Source organism: Acinetobacter sp. GW821-FHT01C12 (assembly GCF_059422625.1).
In genome coordinates this window covers 1-21070 of sequence record NZ_JBWKXD010000007.1, presented here as the reverse complement: position 1 = coordinate 21070, position 21070 = coordinate 1, and the positions used below count along the sequence as shown (strand labels likewise).

The 21070-nt window shown below is 37.9% G+C and carries 16 protein-coding genes and 1 pseudogene; 6 read left to right on the top strand and 11 right to left on the bottom strand.

The genetic code is table 11. The features are described from left to right. Positions 1–37 precede the first annotated feature (37 nt). The 10 genes and pseudogenes from tagF to AC07WY_RS15180 form a co-directional block, all read right to left on the bottom strand. Positions 38–434 (bottom strand): annotated as a pseudogene (gene tagF / locus AC07WY_RS15225) (type VI secretion system-associated protein TagF); the annotation flags it as partial. 34 nt (positions 435–468) lie between these two features. Then, positions 469–4374 (bottom strand): type VI secretion system membrane subunit TssM, encoded by a 3906-nt coding sequence (tssM, locus tag AC07WY_RS15220; RefSeq protein ID WP_494736640.1) that lies wholly within the window; start codon positions 4372–4374, stop codon positions 469–471. 34 nt (positions 4375–4408) lie between these two features. Next, positions 4409–5800, bottom strand: a complete 1392-nt coding sequence (locus AC07WY_RS15215) for a hypothetical protein (protein ID WP_494736639.1) — start codon at positions 5798–5800, stop codon at positions 4409–4411. Then, positions 5801–6793: a type VI secretion system baseplate subunit TssG gene (gene tssG / locus AC07WY_RS15210; protein WP_494736638.1), complete on the bottom strand. Its 993-nt coding sequence runs from the start codon at positions 6791–6793 to the stop codon at positions 5801–5803. Beyond that, positions 6757–8565 carry a type VI secretion system baseplate subunit TssF gene (tssF, locus tag AC07WY_RS15205; protein WP_004823592.1) on the bottom strand — a complete coding sequence of 603 codons (1809 nt, stop codon included), beginning with the start codon at positions 8563–8565 and terminating at the stop codon, positions 6757–6759. Before tssF ends, tssG begins: the two co-directional genes overlap by 37 nt. Positions 8566–8582: 17 nt before the next feature. Then, entirely contained in the window at positions 8583–9056 is a 474-nt protein-coding gene (tssE, locus tag AC07WY_RS15200) for a type VI secretion system baseplate subunit TssE (RefSeq protein WP_004723556.1), read from the bottom strand. A gap of 63 nt (positions 9057–9119) precedes the next feature. Further along, positions 9120–9623, bottom strand: a complete 504-nt coding sequence (locus tag AC07WY_RS15195; RefSeq protein ID WP_004723558.1) for an Hcp family type VI secretion system effector — start codon at positions 9621–9623, stop codon at positions 9120–9122. 46 nt (positions 9624–9669) lie between these two features. Further along, positions 9670–11151 (bottom strand): type VI secretion system contractile sheath large subunit, encoded by a 1482-nt coding sequence (gene tssC / locus AC07WY_RS15190; RefSeq protein WP_004823591.1) that lies wholly within the window; start codon positions 11149–11151, stop codon positions 9670–9672. Further along, positions 11144–11653: a type VI secretion system contractile sheath small subunit gene (gene tssB, locus AC07WY_RS15185; RefSeq protein WP_004723560.1), complete on the bottom strand. Its 510-nt coding sequence runs from the start codon at positions 11651–11653 to the stop codon at positions 11144–11146. The genes tssC and tssB overlap by 8 nt, the downstream gene beginning before the upstream one ends. 29 nt (positions 11654–11682) lie before the next feature. Next, entirely contained in the window at positions 11683–12327 is a 645-nt protein-coding gene (locus AC07WY_RS15180) for a hypothetical protein (RefSeq protein WP_494736637.1), read from the bottom strand. A gap of 365 nt (positions 12328–12692) precedes the next feature. Here AC07WY_RS15180 and tssH point away from each other — a divergent pair, with 365 nt between their 5' ends. Genes tssH through AC07WY_RS15150 form a run of 6 tightly spaced genes read left to right on the top strand, consistent with a single transcriptional unit; the run spans position 12693 to position 20262 of the window. Continuing rightward, on the top strand, positions 12693–15365 hold the full coding sequence (gene tssH, locus AC07WY_RS15175) for a type VI secretion system ATPase TssH (RefSeq protein ID WP_494736636.1): 2673 nt from the start codon (positions 12693–12695) through the stop codon (positions 15363–15365). A gap of 19 nt (positions 15366–15384) precedes the next feature. Further along, entirely contained in the window at positions 15385–16488 is a 1104-nt protein-coding gene (tssA, locus tag AC07WY_RS15170; RefSeq protein ID WP_494736635.1) for a type VI secretion system protein TssA, read from the top strand. Between the two features lie 6 nt (positions 16489–16494). Further along, positions 16495–17859 (top strand): type VI secretion system baseplate subunit TssK, encoded by a 1365-nt coding sequence (gene tssK, locus AC07WY_RS15165; RefSeq protein WP_004823587.1) that lies wholly within the window; start codon positions 16495–16497, stop codon positions 17857–17859. A gap of 14 nt (positions 17860–17873) precedes the next feature. Then, complete coding sequence (icmH, locus tag AC07WY_RS15160; RefSeq protein ID WP_004723567.1) at positions 17874–18674, top strand: type IVB secretion system protein IcmH/DotU; 801 nt, start codon at positions 17874–17876, stop codon at positions 18672–18674. An 11-nt stretch (positions 18675–18685) separates the two neighbouring features. Then, positions 18686–19282: a hypothetical protein gene (locus AC07WY_RS15155; RefSeq protein WP_494736634.1), complete on the top strand. Its 597-nt coding sequence runs from the start codon at positions 18686–18688 to the stop codon at positions 19280–19282. Continuing rightward, on the top strand, positions 19279–20262 hold the full coding sequence (locus AC07WY_RS15150; protein ID WP_004723569.1) for a M15 family metallopeptidase: 984 nt from the start codon (positions 19279–19281) through the stop codon (positions 20260–20262). The genes AC07WY_RS15155 and AC07WY_RS15150 overlap by 4 nt, the downstream gene beginning before the upstream one ends. Before the next feature lie 265 nt (positions 20263–20527). Here AC07WY_RS15150 and AC07WY_RS15145 read toward each other — a convergent pair whose 3' ends face one another. Beyond that, positions 20528–20839 carry an ankyrin repeat domain-containing protein gene (locus AC07WY_RS15145; protein ID WP_262087397.1) on the bottom strand — a complete coding sequence of 104 codons (312 nt, stop codon included), beginning with the start codon at positions 20837–20839 and terminating at the stop codon, positions 20528–20530. Positions 20840–21070 lie beyond the last annotated feature (231 nt).

The window sequence follows — 21070 nt, the reverse complement described above, 5'->3', positions numbered from 1 at the left end:
TCATGATCAATTTCACCCAGCTTATTGATCAATACTTCAGGATCACGAATGGTTCGGATGCTTCTATTTTTTTGAAATAAATCAATCAATACCGGTTTATATTTAAACGGCGCATAGAGTAAGTTTTGAAAAGGGTGGTCAACTTCTAATAACTGGCTTAAAACCATTGGAAATTGACGACCAGAACTGTCTTCACTGGTCACCATATTTGCCGCAAGAAACATTCTTTCCTTAGGGTTTGCGATAAAGAAGTCTAAAGGTGCTAATGATTCATAAGCTTGATTAAAATTTTCTTCTCGCATTGCAAGCTCTAAAGCTTCCGTAATCCATTGATCAATCACTTGAATCAATGAATATTGCCCTTTTGTTTTCAGAAAATCACCACGTGCGGGACATTTTCCATAATACAACGGTGTAGACTTTATCGTTTGCATACTTTAATCCCTCGCGTCAAATCGTTCCCTTGAATCATTGAGCCACTCCTTTTCCAGCAGCATTTGCCGCATTGCCAGCAGGTGCCGCTGTTGGGCTTGCTGGTGCGGTTGTCTGAGGCTTAGGTGCAGCTGCTGTTGGTGCAGTCGTACCGCCAAATGGTGAAGCCGCTGGTGAGTTTGCACTTACGGTAACAGGTGCTGCCTGTGCTGCAACAACCAATGGTGCTTTAGGACTTGTAACTCGATCAACCAGTTTTAATCCAACATAGCCACGATTAGAACCAATTGGATTTGAAGCATTACCACTAATTAAACGGAATTGAAGTTTCACAAACAAATCACTGTTTTGTTTGCTTGCCCATGTCATTTCAAAGCTTCCATTTAATGACTTGCGTTGTGCACTATCAATTAATTTATTGATCCCATATTCACCCGGCTCATCAAATATAGTATGGGTTTGACCATCTAAATCGATTGCAGTAATGCGTGCTCCCGGTATTGCACCAGGATTTGGCCACATGAAGTTAACCCATTGTTGGATGCCATTTTCATAAACCAAACGCTGCCCATCAATATCAATGGTATAGGACAATAATTTATTGTTAGGGATTGGATAGAATTGGAAATTTGACTGATTGGCTGCAACTGGAGCACCACCTGTTGCTCCCGCAGAAGCACCATTAATTGGGGTAGTATACTGCTCAAAATTCATCACGAATTCAGGATTTAAACCTATACCCATGTTTTTCCAAGTCTTCGAGGACAATGTATAACCACGACGAATAACAAATGGATCAAGGGTTTCTTTTACAAATTTAGAAATGCTGCCGTTATCACCAAAAATTTGGCTAATTTCACTACTGGTCGCTTGAATCGTTCCAGAAGAGTTAAATGGAACTTTTTGCGAAAGTGTTTGGCTAAATGGTTGGAAAGCCTGCAAGGTCCAAAGTTTATTAATTTCGTCCTGTGCTGGGGTCAACAAACTGTCGAAAGATTGCGTTAATGGACTCACCAACAATTTTTGAACCATTTGCTGATCTAACTCACCCAAACCAACTGTCAATTTTTCATCGACGACTTTTTGAGTGGTGTTGAAAACTGAACTTTGATCATTAATGGTCAGTTTCGCTAAGGCCAAAGCACTTGGACCAAAGTCACCTGCACTGCGTAGATCATTCAGCTTACTTCTGACTTGCGCCATATTCTGTAAATAATCATCCAGCAGTGATTTGTCCTGTAAATCATCACGTTTACGGACCAATTGGTAGAATACTTGGAATTGTTGAGAAATCTGCCCTTGTGCTTGATTAGATGCACGTTGGATATCATCCGTTTTACCTTGACCTAAAACTTTACGCTTAAACCAAGCAATAAAGCCAGTTTGTGGTGCAGCAAGTTCAGCTTGAACGACTGGATTATCCCAACTGGTTTCTTTTGCAACACGGTCAATATAGGTACGGATTGGAGAGTTTTGTGGCTCACCCAACACATCCATGACCTTGGCTTGCTGAACAAAATCAGCGCCTTTTGCATAGTGGGTAGCATTAATAAACTTCTTCCATTCAGCAATATATTCTTGCTTATACAACTGGGTCAACTGTTTACGAATTTGGTCAGGACTACCACTAAAAGTTAAATCATCTGACTGGGTACTATTCAGCACCCAATCTTTGGTATCTGTTGGCTTATTCGCAGCTTCTTCAATCGCTTTATCGACATATTCATCCCATGCTTTTTGGGTAAATATACCAGGCAATGCATAACCACCGAGCATAACATTACGATTGGTTTCACCGATAATTTGCGCTACCGTCACCGCAGGGAATCGAACAGCCGCACGCATTTTAATTTCATTATAAACGCGATCTCGAGCAGGCATTCCACGTACAACAGAGAGCAACACTTGACGAGTTTGATCGACCAATTGTGCATCAGACTCTAACACTGGAAACTTCTTGTCATTGGCTAAAGTCATTGAGTAGCTCAATATTTTTTCAGCTTTTTGAATCATTTCGCCACGTGGCATTTGCCCACGATTGGTGTCTAACCACGAACGCCAGAAGCGAGTGACTTGGTCACTTAAATGACTCGCATCCATATATTGTGGATTGCTCATCATCAAATAGGCTTTTAACGCATTGTAGGCATCTTGTGGATTGGTATCAGAAGGTTCTGATGCAATCTGTGTCGAAGACGCTTGTTTAATTTCTACATTGACATGATTTTGCTTAAGCGTCTGCTCATTGCCTTTTACACGTTGTAAATATTGCGCAATGTTTTGCTGACTCGGCGCTAAAACAATCTGTTTCACACCTTTTAAATATTCAGCTTTTAATTTTTCTTTTAAGTCATTGCCTTGATATAGACCAAACGAAAACTTCAATGGGCGATGCTGATCAAAATCATCCAATTGCTCTAAACGTTGTTGCAAAATCAGTAAAGCATCGATCTGAGTTGAAAGCTCTTGACCCGAAGTTTGTTCCATTTGCACAACTTTATTTAAATCGGCCTGAACATCTGCAATCAATTGTTGGTTATTACGATAAGACCATACCCATAGACCTAAAATGATGGAAACACCCAATAATGATGCAATAAACGCCAAATAACGTTTACGTTTTGTGGTCGGGTTAATATGTTGTTTAACTAAGTTTTTATCTTTGAGAATGACTTCTGAGAATAGCCCTTTTAAGAAATAGCCATGATTCTGAGAAATTGAATTTTGTGGAATACCATGTTCACTATTGGGGATTTTCGTCAGCTGAAAATCATCAACAATCTGTTCAGTCATTGGGCTTTCTATCACGCCCTCTTGTAAAGCACTGGTAAAGTAAAAGCCACGGAAGACCGGTTTAAATTGATACGGATTTTCTTCAAATAAAGTACCAATAAACGTTTTTAATACAGGTTTTAAGGTCTTAAATTCAAGAGGGAAAGTCATCACACTTGGCGAAATATTTTGCGCATGACGGCGACTTAAATGGGTGGTACTGACCCCTTTTAATCCATCATATAAAATATTGTAGTGCTTCTCGAAATGTTCTACGGCATTCTGTGATGATTCAGAGTCATAGGGTAAGGTCGCGCCCCACACTTGATCAAACTCAGCAGATTCATAACATTCAAAAAATTCAGTGAATCCTGCAATCAAATCCATTTTAGAAAAGACCAAATAAACTGGTGCAAAAATTTCTAAACGTTCAGTTAAATCTTGAATACGTGCTCTTAAACTTTTCGCCAATTTGATTGATTTTTCAGGGCTTTGACTAACCAACTCAGCCACACTAACAATCACAATTAAGCCATTGATCGGTGCTTTAGAACGGTTCTTTTTCAGAATATTTAAAAAGCCTAACCATTCTGAATGGTCTTCAGAATATACAGAGTATCGACCAGCTGTATCCAGCAAGACCCCTTCTGTTGAGAAAAACCAATCGCAGTTTCGGGTACCACTAAGTCCTGAAGACACCACTTTTTGATGGGTCTCTTCAAAGGGAAATTTTAGTCCAGAATGGTAAATTGCCGAGCTTTTTCCCGCAGCAGGGTTACCAATCACCATATACCAAGGCAATTCATAGAGTGCTGCGTTACCACTTTTATCACCCAATTTAGACTTACGAATCAATTGGATCGAATCTTTCATCTGCTGATTGATCAGATTTAATTCTTCTTTATCTTTTTGTTTTCCATATTCAGCAGTGGTGTCTTGTTGAATCGCTTCAGCCAATGCTTCACCTTGTTCTGCATGTTTACGGCGCTGGATCAACCAGTAGATGCCGTAAATCACCAATCCAAGAATGTAAGCTGCAACCATCATAAAGAAGTACTGACGCGGCACTACACTATATGAAGAAACGAGCGCAACCAGAATCGAAAGCGCAATCACCAGTTTCGGATTTGTGATGTACTGCCATGCATAGCTTAAAATTGTTTGTATCATTTTCTCTATTTCTTTCTAAATTTATCTGTAAGTTCTATGCAAACTCAGTCCCAACAAGCACTTGGGTTTGCTGATGTTCAGCACTATAAACATAACCGTACAACTCATCTTTAAAGTGCAAACTCAACATAAAACCAAAAACTTTGGCTAAGGGTTGGGTATGGCCTAGGCTATTTTTACTGTAAAGATAATGATGCGCTTCAATCGCTGTTTCGGCAAAGTTTTGTTCAAGTTTCTTTAACAGCTTGATCTCTGCTGGGTCGTCTAAGACCAAGACAAAGGGCTGTTCTTGATCAAACTGTTCTGCTTGGTCTAAATTCAACTCTTTTAATGTTTTAGATGCCTGATCAGAATTTAAAGCAATTCGAATATACTTTATTGCTTGTAAATTTTGCAATTCGACCTGGGTATTTGTCATACAACAGGTACTGATATACTCAGATGGAATATATTTTTCAGTCATCCACGTCCGATCATCTATGGTTTCTTGATCAATTTCTGAATCTACTGCAATAAACAGTGATGCCTCAGAATCCAGAAGTTGGGTTCTTTTCAGCAACTTAATCCAATCTTTATATGCGGTTGTCTCACCCCAATAATGATATTCAGTGCCAAATTGCTGATCGAGAATGCCCAGCTCAGTAAGATAGTGATGAACCAACTCTGAAGCTGAACTTTCATCCCAGCTATGGAATAAGTTTTCTGGCAAAATAATATGGATATTCAAACGATTAAGTCGCGGTACTGCTTCTGCGACCTGTTGTTCTATCGGCTCATCCTCATAGTCACGATGAGGATCAATCCAAGCAGGATGCATACGATATTCATGTGCAAGTTTGGCATCATAAAAGAGCGCTGAGTTTTTTAGATGCTCTGCAATTTGATATAACGTTTCAGTATTCTGTTCTAATTGCTGCTGAATTAATGCACTTATACGCTTTTGACGACTGGAAAGACTAGATGCCTCATCCTCTAACGGTTCTTCAATCTCTTGAACACGAAATGAAAGAATCGGTAAGCCATAACCATTGACCAATTGCGCATCAAGCTCAGGACTTGCCACGTCTTGAAGCTGATCAAGCTGTGCTTCATTTTCGCCTAAGGCACTTAAACTTGTCGCTGAATAAACTTTCAAGTCTACCCATTCAATTTTTTCTTCAACTTTAGCTTCAGTGGTTTGTTGTTGTTCTGAACGTTGTTCTGCCTCAATTCTTTGTTGTTCTTTCTTCTCTTGGCGGCTTTGATAAATCTTTTTGATCAACATCGGGCTTAGGATTAACAAAGTAATCGCTACTGGAATCACCCCAAAGAAAATCAGAAAATCTTGCCCATTTGGGTCATATTTAATATCACGCCAATAAAACACCACGATTACCGAAACCAGTAATATTGTGCTGACTAAAGTTCCTAAAATTATTTTGATCACTTATGACACTCCAATCAGTGCATAACAGGTTTCATCATTGTCACTTTGAGTTTTTGGCATCACAAAAGCACCTTGTGCCAAACCGATTTGTGTTGTTGAGCTCAGTTGTAAAGGCTGGACTTCCTCTTTTGCCAAGACTAAACGTAGATCGACAAGTAAGGTGGGACTACACCAACTTTGCAGAATTTTCTTTAACTTCTTACTCAATTTTTTCTTGGGTAAAAATTCTAAATACTGTGCATGGCTCAATGGTCCAATTTGAATCTCAATTTTTCCATCAATTTGTCGAATCGTTTCTCCACAAAAAGTATTTACACCTAACAAAAAGGGTTGCTTGCCTCCCAAAGTGGTTTTCTGGTCATCGTCGAGTTTAAACTTTTCGGTAATATATTCTTTGACTTCAACGTGTTGATTGAATACGCAGGTCAGCATTGTCTTGAGTGCATGGGCGGTATTGTTTTGCCCCTGCATCAGCCCAGAAAATTCAGCAAAATAATCGTCTAAATCACTCTGTTGATGTTGTGTCCGAATATAACCATTTAATGCATGCAGGATTTCTAAGTAATTATTTTCTTTTTCAACTTCATAACGTACAGGCAGGTTATAACTTAAACTGGCTTCAACAAATTGAGCTGTAAGCTTATGATTAAATAAGCCTAAAAACTTTTGAACTTCAACACGCTGTTTACGCGGTGCTTGTTTCACTTTATTGGTATAGGTATACGGCATTGCGCCTTGCATACCGGTTAAACCGACAATCAAATTGGTAAGATGAATTTTTTCATCTTGTTGTTCGAGTAATTCAATTTCATGTTTTGGGAAGTTCAAATTTAATGAACTTTCAAAAAGAAAATCGTCAGACCAATTCTTTAAAACAGCAGTATTCGGCGCATGTCTAAATAATCGTGTGGTTTGGATAAATTCAAAAGCTGTAGGGGTTTTAAAAAGCTCATCAATTACAGAAGCTTCTTGCCACCAACGTTCTGTACGCATTGGTATAACTCCTGTTTTGTATTTAAATCTCGAACAAAAACGTCAACAAAACTGTTCATCTGTACTTTTAAGTTAAAGATATGACTGATCAATTCGCTGAAAATATATAAGCTATGCCCTCTAAAGACTTGGACATCCACATCCATTAAAACCTTGACCCCACGGACAAACATTGGAAAGGGTTTGGCTTCAACCAGTTTATTGGTGATTTCAAACTCAATTTTTTTTATTGCATCAATAATTAAATGATTTTCTTTAGATTTTGGTAAGTTATAAAGCTCTAATAATTCTTTAATATGGCTGACAGCATCACCCTTCATTAACGCTAAAGTATTTAATGAAAGATGCGAAATAATACGCCATTGTTCATTCTTATTTTTTTCAAATTGGAACGGCGCAGTAGGTCTTTTTAACACCAATGCACGACGAGCAACGGTACTGTCATTCAAATTCAAGACATTGTTTGACTGACCCAAAGCTTCGTGTGGTAATTCACGATTGGAACATAACAATTTACAACTGACAAAATCAGACTTAATACTGTGCGGTTCTAATTGTTTAGAAATAATCGAATAGCCCGTTTCGACATATTGATTTTGTAAAACGGTTGGATTTAATGCATAAAAAAACTGAATATCATCACCGTGATAATGACTCATGGCAAAGAAAGGTAAAATAGGATAAACCACTTGATCTTGGTTGCTTTTTTCACGGATCAAATTCATTTCAACGATTGAATACACTTGATAAAACTCAGGATGATGTGCATCCGTCATCAAAGGATATTCTAAGTTTTTATGATTGATTTTTTGTGGCTCAGCTTGTTTCTCAAACAAATTGACGACAGGGCTGGTAAATAACTTAAAATTTGCCACATTCAATTCTGAATAATTGCGAATAATGGCTTGGTCATTTAAATTCAGTTTTAAATGGATCTGCACTTCAAAGCTTAGATTCTCTTCTTTTAATAATTTTAAAAAATCTAAATTCAAATTTAAATAACTAAACTTTTCAGGAAAACAGAAATATTCGATTAATAGTCGGTAAGCATGATGGGTATGTTGATCAACTGGCAATAAACTTTCATTTTCATCAAAACCCATCACTTCAAACGGATTTTTTATCGCCACAACTTTATGATTGATACGAAGACTAAAACTGGTCTCTTTATGAAAGATATGATCTAGAACTTGCAAAGGAAAGTTTGAAATCGCATCCAAATAAATGGGCAGCTTTTCATTTTTCAACCAATTTTTAGCAGGGTTTAATAACTCAAATTTTAAATTTAATGTCGCATTTTGGTTTAAATGAATATGTGCACTAGGATTGGTTTGGAAACTCAGGCTTTCCAGTTGAATCGGCAGTAATTTAACTTCAGCACTGGTATTAAACTCACATTGAACACCTTTGAAACTTCTCGATTTTAAAGTGGTGCCTTTGGGAATAATATGAACATCTGTCAACTGTTTTTGCTTGTTTAAGTCTTCAAAACTCACAACTGAACACGCCGGAAAATGGCGTAAATATTGAGGAAACATCACCTCAAATAAAGAACGTGTAAAAATGTCGTAACTATCCGCTAACTTTTTATCAATACGTGCGGCAATTAAAGAAAAGGCCTGTATCAGGCGTTCAATATGTGGATCATCAATTTGTTCTTGATTTAAAGATAATCGTTGTGCAATTTTTGGGTATTTATCTGCAAAGGCACGCGACTGTTGTCCAAATTCTTGTAATTGCTTTTCATAATACGGTAAAAGTTCTTCTATCACGACATACCTACTTTATTTTAAGATCTGGCAGAAATCACATATTGCTGTGTTGTTGGCTTAAGTAAGGCATCAAAAATTACAGGTTCATAAAGTGGGTGGATATTTAAATAAGCTTGAATGCTTAGGCATAACGAACCAACATTTTGGTCATCTAACTGCATTTCTACTTTAATTTGTTTTAAGCGTGGTTCATGTGCAGCAATCGATTGTTCTATGGACTGGCAGATGGTATCTCGATCGGTTGGATTCGCTGTTGAAAGCCCAACAAAATCAATAATGCCAAATTGTACGATAGACTTTTTTACTAAAGGGAAATCATCGATTTCCAAATCTAGCTTGGCAATGCGTGTATTTAATAAGTCTTCTAAATCATGAGCAACAGACTCTCTTAGCTCATGAATCGAAAGCCCTTTGATATAATCATCTTCAACAATTAAACGATCAAATAGTGTAGATCGAAATCCATATGGGTATAGTTGATCTAAATTCATAATGTATATTCTAATAATATGAAACAGATAGGGACCCGAGTCCCTATCTGCTCCAACAAACAATTAAGCAGCGTAAGATGCAGTATTGTTAGAAAGAGACCATTTCTTAGTAACGGCACCTTTAGCAGAACCGTTAATATCTTGTTGATTATAAGTCCACTCAACCGCAGCATATTTAAGACCAAATGCTTCAGTTGGAACACCTTCTTCATTTACCGTAGGCGTTACACTTGAAACAAGTACATGCTTAAGTTTGATTTGAAGGTACTTAATACGTTTGTCACCATTTGCACGATAGAAGTCAATTTGAACTTCATCAAATGTATAACCCGCAGAACAAGCTTCCCAAAGTTTTGGACTAGTTGCATCCAAATCTTTAACAAAAAGCATATCTGAGTGTTCTACACGTTCAGCAGTATGACCACCAACGCTTGAAGAAGTCGCAGATTTCGGCTGACGAATATTATGAGACCAAGAATTAACTTCTAGCCAATTTTTGTGCTCAGAATCACGTGACTCGCCATCAACCTTGTACTTACCTTGGAATTGAACGTATATATCTTTCATTGGATTACCCTTATTTTTTAAAGTTATTATTTAGCCACGCTCTATTTTAATTCGAGGACTGAGGTAACTCAGTGACAAGTCGCAAAGAAACCGACAACTCATCTAGCTGGAAATGCGGTCTTAAGAAGACCACAGACTTGTAGTGCCCTGGCTCTGCAGGATTCTCTACAACTTTTACAGAAGCTTCACGCAATGGATACTGCGCTTTTGCTTCTTGTGAAGCACCATCATCAAGCAATACATATTGTGATAGCCATTCATTTAAAAATGCTTCTACATTACCTGCTGAAGCAAAGCTTCCGACTTTATCTCGCATCATTGCTTTTAAGTAATGTGCAATTCGAGAAACAGCCATGATGTATTGGATCTGGCTAGATAATGACGAGTTCGCATTTGCGGTATCACTGTCATACTTCTTCGGTTTTTGCGTAGACTGTGCGCCAAAAAATGCTGCGTAATCTGTATTTTTACAATGAACAAGTGGAATAAAACCTAAGTCACTCAACTCTTTCTCACGACGGTCAGTGATCGCAATTTCAGTTGGACACTTAAATACAACTTCACCGTCATTGGTTTTGAAAGTGTGTACTGGTAAGCCTTCGACCATACCACCACCTTCAACACCACGAATCGCAGCACACCAACCATGGAGGTCAAATGCATTGGTCAAACGAGTACCGAACGCATACGCAGCATTCATCCACAAATATTCATCATGGTTTTGCCCTGAAACTTCTTCCACAAAGTTAAAGCCTTCAGTCGCCCAACCTTCTTTTGGATCATAAGGCAAACGGCCTAAAACGCGTGGCATTGTCAACGCAACATAACGCGCGTCATCACTTTCACGGAAAGAACGCCACTGTACATATTCTGCTGTTTCAAATACTTTTGAAACGTCACGAGGACGATCAATATCTGTAAATGATTCAAGGCCTAACATATTACTGCTTGCTGCTGAAATAAACGGAGCATGTGCCGCTGCTGCAACATGTGAAATCTGTTCTAACAGATACATGTCTGAAGGGGTACGGTCAAACTCGAAGTCACCGATCAATGTCGCATAAGGTGCGCCACCGAATGAGCCGTATTCTTCTTCATAAACTTTTTTAAACAAGGTACTTTGATCGAAATCTGTCGCGCCTTGGAAATCTTTAACCAATTCTTTTTTCGTTGTATTTAACATACGAATTTTGATCAATGGGTTTGAAGGTGACTCCTGGCAGAAGTAATACAAACCACGCCAAGTCGATTCAATTTTCTGAAACTGCTCATTGTGCATGATTTTACTGAGCTGCTTTGAAATCAGCGCATCTATTTCAGCAATACGCTTATCAATCGATAAAGACATATTTTCTGAAACAGTGATTGTTCCTGCCATCACTTCTTTGGCTAATTCACCAATCAAGCTTTTCGCACGGTCATGCTCTTCGTCATTACGTGCAATGCGGCTACGCTCCACGATAGAATCAAGTAAACTTACTTCTTCTACGGCTGCATCTTGCACAGTATTGGTTTGTAAATTACTCATTTTCAGGACCCGCCTCAGCGCTTAATTTACGAATCTGATCAGTATTTTGTAAGACTTCATCAAGTAAATCTTCTAAACGCTCACTATTTGAAATCTTGTTTCTCAAATCCGTTAAACGTTCACGAGCTTCAACTAATTTTCTCAATGGTTCTACTTGTTGTACCACTTGTTCTGGTCTGAAATCTTCCATCGATTTAAAGGTTAAGTCGACCGACATACGCCCACCCTCTTCAGTCAGCGTATTTTCAACTTGATATGCGGCACGTGGAGACAACGACTCCATCACTTCATCAATATTTTCCAAATCGACATTGATGAATTTTTTATCTTTTAATTTGGTTTTTTCTAACTCAGAAGCAGCAGAAAAGTCACCTAAAACACCTACAACAAAAGGTAACTCTTTAATTTCTTTACCATCACCGACTTCAACATCATAAGTCAGTTGAACACGTGGTGGTCGGATTCGCTGTAATTTCTTCTGTACACTTTCACGTTTTGACATTTTTGTTATCCATTAATTTGGGCAATAAATTATGTTGGGAAGTTCGGTCTTGGTGCTGATGACGTAGACTTCGGTTTCGCTGGCGTCGCAGTAGGCTTTGTCGCTGGTTTTGCAGCAGGCGTTGAGCGTGTTGGTGTAGTACGGCTCTTCTGAGGACGACTTACCTTCTGAGGACGAGCACGCTCTACAACTGGGGCACTTTCCTGATTTTTTTCAACCAAAACTGCTGCTGGCATTGCGTGTCTAACTGCGTCAGTAAAACTTTTCGCAACAGGATAGGTTTTATCCTCAGTCAAATATCTCATTTCACGCGTACGCATTTTATTCAATGCGTCAGAAGCTAAGCCAATTCCTGCAAGGAATTTGACATCCGTTAATTCATTGCTTTGTATGTTTTGCGTTTCTAAATAATTGACAATTTGGATAGCTTTATCATTTTTTCCAATTTGCTGAAACTTTTCTGCCGCTGAGACCAACAGTTTGTTTTTATTGTCTTTATTTTTCTTATCACACAATTGTGAATAGACCGCCAACAACTCAGGATTGGTTTCTCCCTCGACCATTGGGTAATCTTTTATACAGGATCTTTTTAGTTTGATTTCATCATCCGCGTAGACCAATGTAGTCGCCAATGATGCTCCAAGAACTAAAATATATGGAATAAAATTCTTCAAAATCCAACCTCAATATTTACTTGATTCAGTTATTCAATAGATTTACTTTTGATGTTTTATAAATATGTATAATTAAGCAATTTCGTTAAAGACTTAAAAATAAGACTAAAAAAACGTGCTCTCGTCAAGTTAAATTTCGTATCAATATTTTAACCATTTGATAAAAATGACTTTTTTAATTGGTTGTATAATATACATAATATCCTATCTTCACAAAAGTTTTTTTTTATGTAAAATATTTCCAGTGATTTTTAAAAAATTATTAAATATTTGATTTCAATATACTAATTTTAATGCCAAATTTATAGGCTAGAAAATTTAGAATTTATTTGCCTAGAAATAAAGTTTTTTGAGAGAGACAGAAAATGACAGATCTAAAAGTTTTGATTAAAAAGTTATCAGCATCTTCACGTACATCTTTAGAACAATCCGCCAACTTATGTGTAAACCATCAAAATTTTGAAATCGAAATCGAACATTTTTTTGTCAAATTATTAGAACAACAATCCAATGATCTTGAACTTCTACTTAATAAATACAAAATTTCAAAAGATGCACTTTTAACGGATTTATTAGAGTGTATTTCTCAACTTCCTAAAGGAAATACCCGTACACCTATTTTTTCCAAATCAATTGTTAGACTTCTTGAGCAAGCCTGGTTACTTGCTTCGGCTGAACCAGACCCAGTGATCCGAAGCGGTCATTTATTGATTGCGCTTTTAACAGCTTCTGATCTTTATCAAATTGCCATTCGAGCATCGAGTTTATTTGATCTGTTTCCAATCGATACGATGAAGCATAAATTTTTGGAAATTTGTGTAAACAGCGCCGAAAATATTCCAACAAACGCTCAAGAACAACAAGCTGAACTTAAGAATCAGCCAACAGACCATTCTGCTTCAAGCAAAAAGACACCTGCATTAGATCAGTTCACCATTAATTTGACGGAAAAAGCCCAAAAAGGTGGGATTGATCCAGTCATTGGTCGTGAATATGAGATCCGTTTAATGCTTGATATCTTGATGCGTCGTCGTCAAAACAACCCTATTTTAACGGGTGAGCCTGGTGTGGGTAAAACCGCAGTTGTGGAAGGTCTGGCATTAAAAATTTCACAAAACCAAGTGCCCGATGCCTTAAAAAATGTCCAATTGCACTCTTTGGATATGGGCCTGTTACAAGCGGGTGCAAGTGTTAAAGGTGAGTTTGAAAATCGCTTAAAACAAGTGATTCAAGAAGTACAACAGTCTTCTCATCCAATTATTTTGTTTATTGATGAAGCTCACACCATGATTGGTGCTGGCGGCCAAGCTGGGCAAAATGATGCTGCGAACTTATTAAAACCTGCACTTGCGCGCGGTGAATTACGCACAATTGCAGCAACAACTTGGGCTGAATATAAACAGTATTTTGAAAAAGATGCTGCTTTAAGTCGTCGTTTCCAAGTGGTCAAAGTAGAAGAACCAACTGAAGAAGTCGCGATCGATATGCTACGCGCCATGATTCCAGTGATGGCCAGTCACTTTAATTTACGCATTGATGATGAAGCGATTATCACCGCTGTTCATTCTTCACATCGTTATATTAGTGGCCGCCAACTCCCGGATAAAGCCATTAGTGTGCTTGACACCGCTGCGGCTCGTGTTGCGCTAACCCAAAATGCTCAACCAGTCAAACTCGATCAACTTAAAGCACAACAACATAATTTAAATCTCGAATTCAATATTATTGAAAATGAACACCGCCACCAGCCAATTCATGAAGAACGTTTAGCTCAGTTAACATCATCATTGGAATTGCTTGATCAAGAAATTCAGCAAACAGAACAACAATGGCAAGCTGAATTGGCACTGATTCAAAAAATCCAAGCATTAGAAACTGCTGAGCAGGTTGATTCCAACAAAGATGAGATTCTCAGTACACGTACGCAGCTCTCTGAGCTACAAGGTCAGCAACCACTGGTCTTTGAACGTGTAAATGCTCAAATTATTAATGAAATTATTTCAGACTGGACGGGTATTCCTGTTGGCAAAATGGTCAATGATGAAATTAAGCAAATTCTCAGTCTGGAAGAAAAACTTGAAAAACGTGTGATGGGACAGGATTATGCCCTACATCAGTTGGTTCAAGGTATTAAAACATCGAAAGCACGTTTAGAAGACCCAAATAAACCACAGGGTGTTTTCATGCTTGTTGGTCCAAGTGGTGTAGGTAAAACAGAAACTGCCTTAGCGCTTGCCAATGAACTTTATGGTGGTGAGTCACATTTAATCACCATCAATATGTCTGAATACCAAGAGGCGCATACGGTTTCTTCACTTAAAGGCGCCCCTCCAGGATATGTCGGGTATGGTCAAGGCGGTGTTTTGACTGAAGCCGTTCGACGTAATCCGTATAGCGTTGTTTTATTAGACGAGATTGAAAAAGCACACAGCGATGTCCAAGAACTGTTCTATCAAGTTTTTGACAAAGGTACACTCGAAGATGGTGAAGGTCGTGTGATTGATTTTAAAAACACCACGATATTACTGACTTCAAATACGGGGTCAAATGCCATCATGCAGGCATGCCTAAATCAACCTGTCGAAGAATGGCCAAGTGCTGAAGAGCTGACTGAGCAACTCAAACCAAGCTTATACAAACAATTTAAACCGGCATTCTTAGGTCGTATGCGAATTGTCCCTTACTTCCCATTACATGATGATCTATTAGTCAGAATTATTGAGCATAAACTAGGAAAAATTACAGCACGACTCGAAAAACAGTATGAAACCAAAGTGACATATAGCGATGATTTAATCGAATTAATTCTAAGTCGTTGTACTGAAGTTGATAGTGGCGCTCGTAATGTTGATAACATTTTAAATGCCTCAGTGTTACCTGCTTTGGCCACTGAAATATTGGTGGCTTTGGCTGAACAAAAAATACCAAAAGTCATTCATATTGATACGAAAGATGATGAAATCATTTACCTATTAGATCCACAAGCGAAGCCAGCAAAGAAAAAGTCGAGCAAAAAGTCAAAAGTTGTGGAAGCTTAAATATATACGAGTATAGAAAATGGATATAAATTTAGACGTCTTATTAGAGCCTATTTCTGATGCTCATCCGTGTGGAGAAGATTTATCTTTTTCCAATGAGTTTCACGAAATTAAAAAAGCACGTACCCATGATGATCCTTTATTAGACCAAGGTGATTGGATTTCTGAGCCAAAGCAAGCCGACTGGTCATTTGTTGCAGAAAAATCAATCCAATTACTCACGCAAAAAACCAAAGATATTCGTTTATTAACCTGGCTTACTGAAGCTTGGACAAACCTCTATGGCTTTGAAGGGCTAATCAAAGGACTGGAACTAAGTCACCGTGTTTTAGAACAGTTCTGGTTAAAGATTCATCCTGAAATTGAAGATGACGACTTAGATCAACGCCTAGGCTTACTACAAGGTTTTACCACCCAATTACCGAGCTTGGTAAAGAATGTTCCGCTTATCAACATTCAACCGTTTTATTCACTTGCCCAATACGAAAAATTCTTACATTTACAGAATAATCGTCGTAAGCAAGCTGAAGATTCTGACAGCGTAGAAGCGTCCTTAGAATTAGATCAATTTAATCAGGCGCTATTCAACACCTCACGGACTTTTCAATATCAAAATTATCAGCAATTTCAAGAAATTTTGCAGCATTGGAATATTATCAAACAAACATTAGATGCGCTGATGGAGCTGGAAGCACCGAGCTTTGCGAGTATCGATTCACAGTTTGAAAATATTCAAATGAATCTGAAAAAAATCTATAAAGCGGACTCATTTGGAAACAACACCAATACAGCTGCAGTTGAAGATATCCCTGCTCAAATGACAATGCCAGTAACAGAAACAGCGCATTCAGCTCCAATTCCACAAGCGCAAACATTTCAGCCTCAACCACAAAGCCATTTACAAAACCGTGAACAGGCAATGCGGGTTTTACAAGAGATTGCCGATTACTTTCAAACCAATGAGCCGCATAGTCCTGTGAGTTATATGCTGCAAAAAACAATTAAATGGAGCCAAATGCCTTTACATGAATGGTTAACTCAAGTCATTAAAAATGATAATCCCCTTGATTCTATTCAAGAATTATTGGGCGTAAACCAAAATAATGAATCTTCTGAATGGTAATCATCTATGTTTAAAGCAGAAAAAGTTCTTTGGGGTGAAGGTTTATTTTTAAGACCACAACACTTCCAATTACAAGATACGTATCAAGAACAACGACTTAACCACACCATTCGTTCAACGATTCCTTATCCTTATGGAATTAAAAATCTTCGATTTGACGAAACACAGCTGGGCACACATGTGCTTGCTTTAGAGCAAATTGATATGATTTGGCAGGATGGTGAAATTTACCAAGCGCCGGCCAAAGATCTGTTACCACAACCGATTTTATTGGATGAACTGAACTTGCGTGGGGAAATGTTAATCTACTTAGCATTGCCTATTTTACAACCAAATAAGAAGAACATCTCTGATGAACAGGATAAACAACCTGCTCGCTACCATTCATATTTGAATGAAACTCACGATCTTTTTACTGATGCATCCCCTGCTGAAATTACATTTCTTCGACGCCGAACTGAATTTAAACTTTTTGATGTTCAAGCAGATCCAAATCAAGATTTAGATGGTTTTTTATATCTTGCTATCGGAAAAATTCGACGTCATAGTTCAGGGAATTTTGAGATTGATTCAAAATATATCCCACCAATTTTACATATTCAGTCAAATGAAACCTTATTGGCAAATTTGAAGCGAACGTTGAACGTTGTTCGTGCCAAAATTAAAATGATTCAAACCAATAACCGTGAAAATGAACAAAAGCTCATTGAGTTTAGATCGGGTGATATTGTTTCATTCTGGTTGGTCAATGCACTGAATACTGCTCATGCGACCTTGAATCATCTGTTACAAAATCCGCAGATTCACCCTGAAAAATTATTTTTTGAACTTCTGCGTTTAACGGGTTCATTGCTGACATTCTCGACCGCATATGAAGTTGAACATTTACCACAATATCAACATCATAACTTGCAAGATAGCTTTAGCCAGCTTGATAAAATTTTACGCGAATTGCTCGATACAATTATTTCAAGTCGTTATATCAGTATTGCGCTAAAAGAAATTCGCCCATCTTATTGGGTGGGAAGCTTAGAAACAGACAAAATTACTAAAGAATCAAGACTTTATATCGCTGTTTCAAGTAGCATGATGCAAACCCATGAACTGATTCAAATTGTCCCACTGCGTTTCAAAGTCGGGAATACTGTCGATGTTGAACAACGTGTTGTTGCGGCACTTCCTGCAATCCCAATTCATCATTTAGTCCAAATTCCAACTGCTATCCCGGTGCGTTCTGGTGTGAATTATTTTGAAATTGAACCACATCATGAAATGTATCAACGTATGCTTGATTCTGAAACCATCTGTATTTATGTCCCTGCAGGTTTCCAAGATATCAGTATTGAATTAATTGCAGTGATGAATGGTTAAGCGAGGAGTATGTCATGAGCCAGAATAATATTGCCCCCTCACTGTTTGATGATGGACAAATCGGTGGAGGTTCTTTACCTCAACAATCCAAAATCACACAAGCAACCAATTTAGTCGACCTTCTACATGACGGATTTTATATTGTTTTCTTATTGAAAAATCAGTATGTTCCAGAAAATGCAAACGGCTTTAAAGACAAAATTTTAGACTTGTTGAATCGTTTTGAACATCAAGCAAAAAAACTGCAGTTTTCTCCTGAAGATATTCATGATGCAAAATATGCATATTGTGCCTTAATTGATGAAACCATTGTTACTCAACAAGATCCATCATTCTTTAACCTGCAAAATCATTGGTTAATCAGTCCACTTCAATTAACTTTATTTGGTTCACAACTTGCAGGTTATCGATTCTTTGAGTTTCTCGAACTGATTCGTGCTCGTGGTAAAGAAAGATTGGCTTCACTCGAAGTTTTTCATTATTGCTTATTGCTTGGTTTCCAAGGTAAATATCGTATTGAATCAATTGAAAGTTTAAATCATCTTGTGGCACGAGTCGGTGATGAAATCGATTATTTAAAAGGCAAAAAGACGGCCTTTTCTCCTTTTGCAGCTTTACCAGATCAAATCAAAAATATTATTCATAAAGAATTACCCTTTGTTTGGATTTTAATTTTTCTGTTGTTATTTGCTGTACTGGCTTTCGCTGGTCTAAAATTCATGTTGAATAAGACGGAAAATGCTTCTATTGCGAAATTTAATAATGTGATTTCTGCACCTGCTGAACAAGCACATATCACTATTCAATTGCCTTGACAGGTTGAATTATGACACAAGAAAAACAAACATCTATTCGTATATTACAAAGTAAACCCGCTAAAAAAACATTGGGGAAATCATCTGTTTTTCTACTTGGTTTAATTGCTGGGATGGTTATCTCTGCTATTTTCTTTTTTGTTTTTATCAATATCAACCCAACAGAAAATAACAGTACCAATACGGATTCGGTTGCAACACAAGAACCTGAACTACGCGATGTGCATGCTGAAGAAACAGCAACCAATCATCACGATGAAAATGCTGGTGCATATAAGCAGCATATCAATGAAAAAGATTTCAATCAGATTTTTAAACATGAAAATAAGGTTGCTGCTCAGAAAAATCCAAATCCGAATGCCTCTCCGTTTGAACAAATGCTAAAACCAGAGGCGAAACCAGCAGTGTCACCGCCAGCTGCAACCAGACCACAAGCTGCAATAACCGCAAAACCAGTACCAAAAGCGAAAGTAGAAGCAAAAGCAGAAACTGCGGCTAAACCTACTGAAAAAGAAGCCGCACCTAAAAAAGAGGAAGCGCAAGAAGCTTCCCCTGAAGGTACAGTGAAAGTGACGATAGACCGTAAAGTCATAGAAAACAAACCATGATTTTGTTTGTTGTCATTTGCTTTATCTTTTTGGTGCTTGGTCTAACTTTTCTGATGTCTTATGAAATTAGACATAAAACCTTAGACTATCTTAAAGCACTTTTACCGCAAGGTAAGAGAAAGCTGGCTTCTGCAAAGCACTTTGCAGAACAAATGAATCAAGCAGCCTCAGCCAATCAAACCCAAACCCATTGGCATTTACAGCAATGGTGGATTTTGATTGCGGGTTTCTTTTTACTTTCCAGCATTCTTGTTTTTGCATTTACACGACCAATTGATCCGACAAAGGTTGAAGCAGAATATTTAAGGAAAACTGACCCTCAAATTTATGCACTATTAAATGGTGAAGTTTTAACCCCTCCTCCAGCAGTGGATGAAAGCTTAATTGATGCTGCGATTGTTCAAGCACAAATATTGGAAAGAGACAACCCTGTTCCAAATCATCAATTCCCGAGTGTAAATCCATCAGCTATTGATAATGAAGGGGTTGGAGATCAACGTAGCAGCTTCGATACAGCAATGGTTGACCGCAAATGGGACAAAATGCATCCAAGTTATAAGCAGCGTTTACTCATGGTCTTTAAAATTATGAAAGAGCGCCATGGTTATGAAATGGTGCTTTTAGAAGGTTATCGTAGTCCAGAACGTCAAACTCGTTTATCTGGCAATACAGCCACGACTTTAGCCAAAGCCTATCAAAGTTATCATCAATTTGGTTTAGCAGCCGATGTTGCCTTTAAACGAGATGGTAAAGTTGTTATTTCTGAACGAGATCCTTGGGCATGGAAAGGTTATCAATTGTATGGGGTTGTTGCTGAATCTGTAGGTTTAACATGGGGTGGACGTTGGACACGCATTCACGACTATGGTCATACTGAGTTCCGTATGCCAGGACTGCGTAAAAACCGTGAATCTGCTGAACGCTTGATTGCTGAAGCACAAGGCAAAGGACTTATGGCAAATAATATTGATGTAAATTAATTGCCATGTTGTCTTTGTAAGAAAATGCTTACAGTAATCACAGCGATTGTCATCTATACGATCAAAGCCTAGTCTTATATTCTATAGTTATAGGGAACAGGAAGTTTCCCAGACATAAAACAACAATAAAGCGTCTGAGCATCAGGAACGTGAGATTCGACAGGAGTCAGATCTAACACACCAATACGAAGAAAACCCCATCAGGATGATGGGGTTTTCTTTTATATCTATAGGATATCTGATTCACATCACATTGTTTGAGAACCTATAAGCTATTTAAATACGTAATAATCAGTTGATTTTCAGCCATTTCTGCAAGCTCTAATGCGGTAAATTGGCTTTTATAGTCTTTGTTTGCACCTTTAGAAATCAATAATTTAACAATATCTAAATGATCATTCTCCGCCGCAGCTTGTAGCGCACTATAGCCCTCATCATCAGTTTGATTGACATCAACACCTTGTGATAATAGTTGTTCGACCTGTTCAAACTCTCCTAAAGATGCAGCATACACTAGTTCAGGAAGATGTAATTCTTCATCATTATTAGGAAGCGGTGAGAATGAGTTAAGTTTCATAAGAAATACCAATTTTTTGTTCAATTATTATTTAGCTAAAAATTTTAAAGGTCAACAGTTCATTATTTAATGAATTCAGTCATCAATTAGCTTAATATAACGAGATCTGTTTCATTTCGCTATAAACACCGTGCATAAAAAAACACCCCGCTCTCTAGAGATCGGGGTGTTTTAGATTTAAAAGCTGGCGATGACTTACTCTCACATGGGTAACCCCACACTACCATCAGC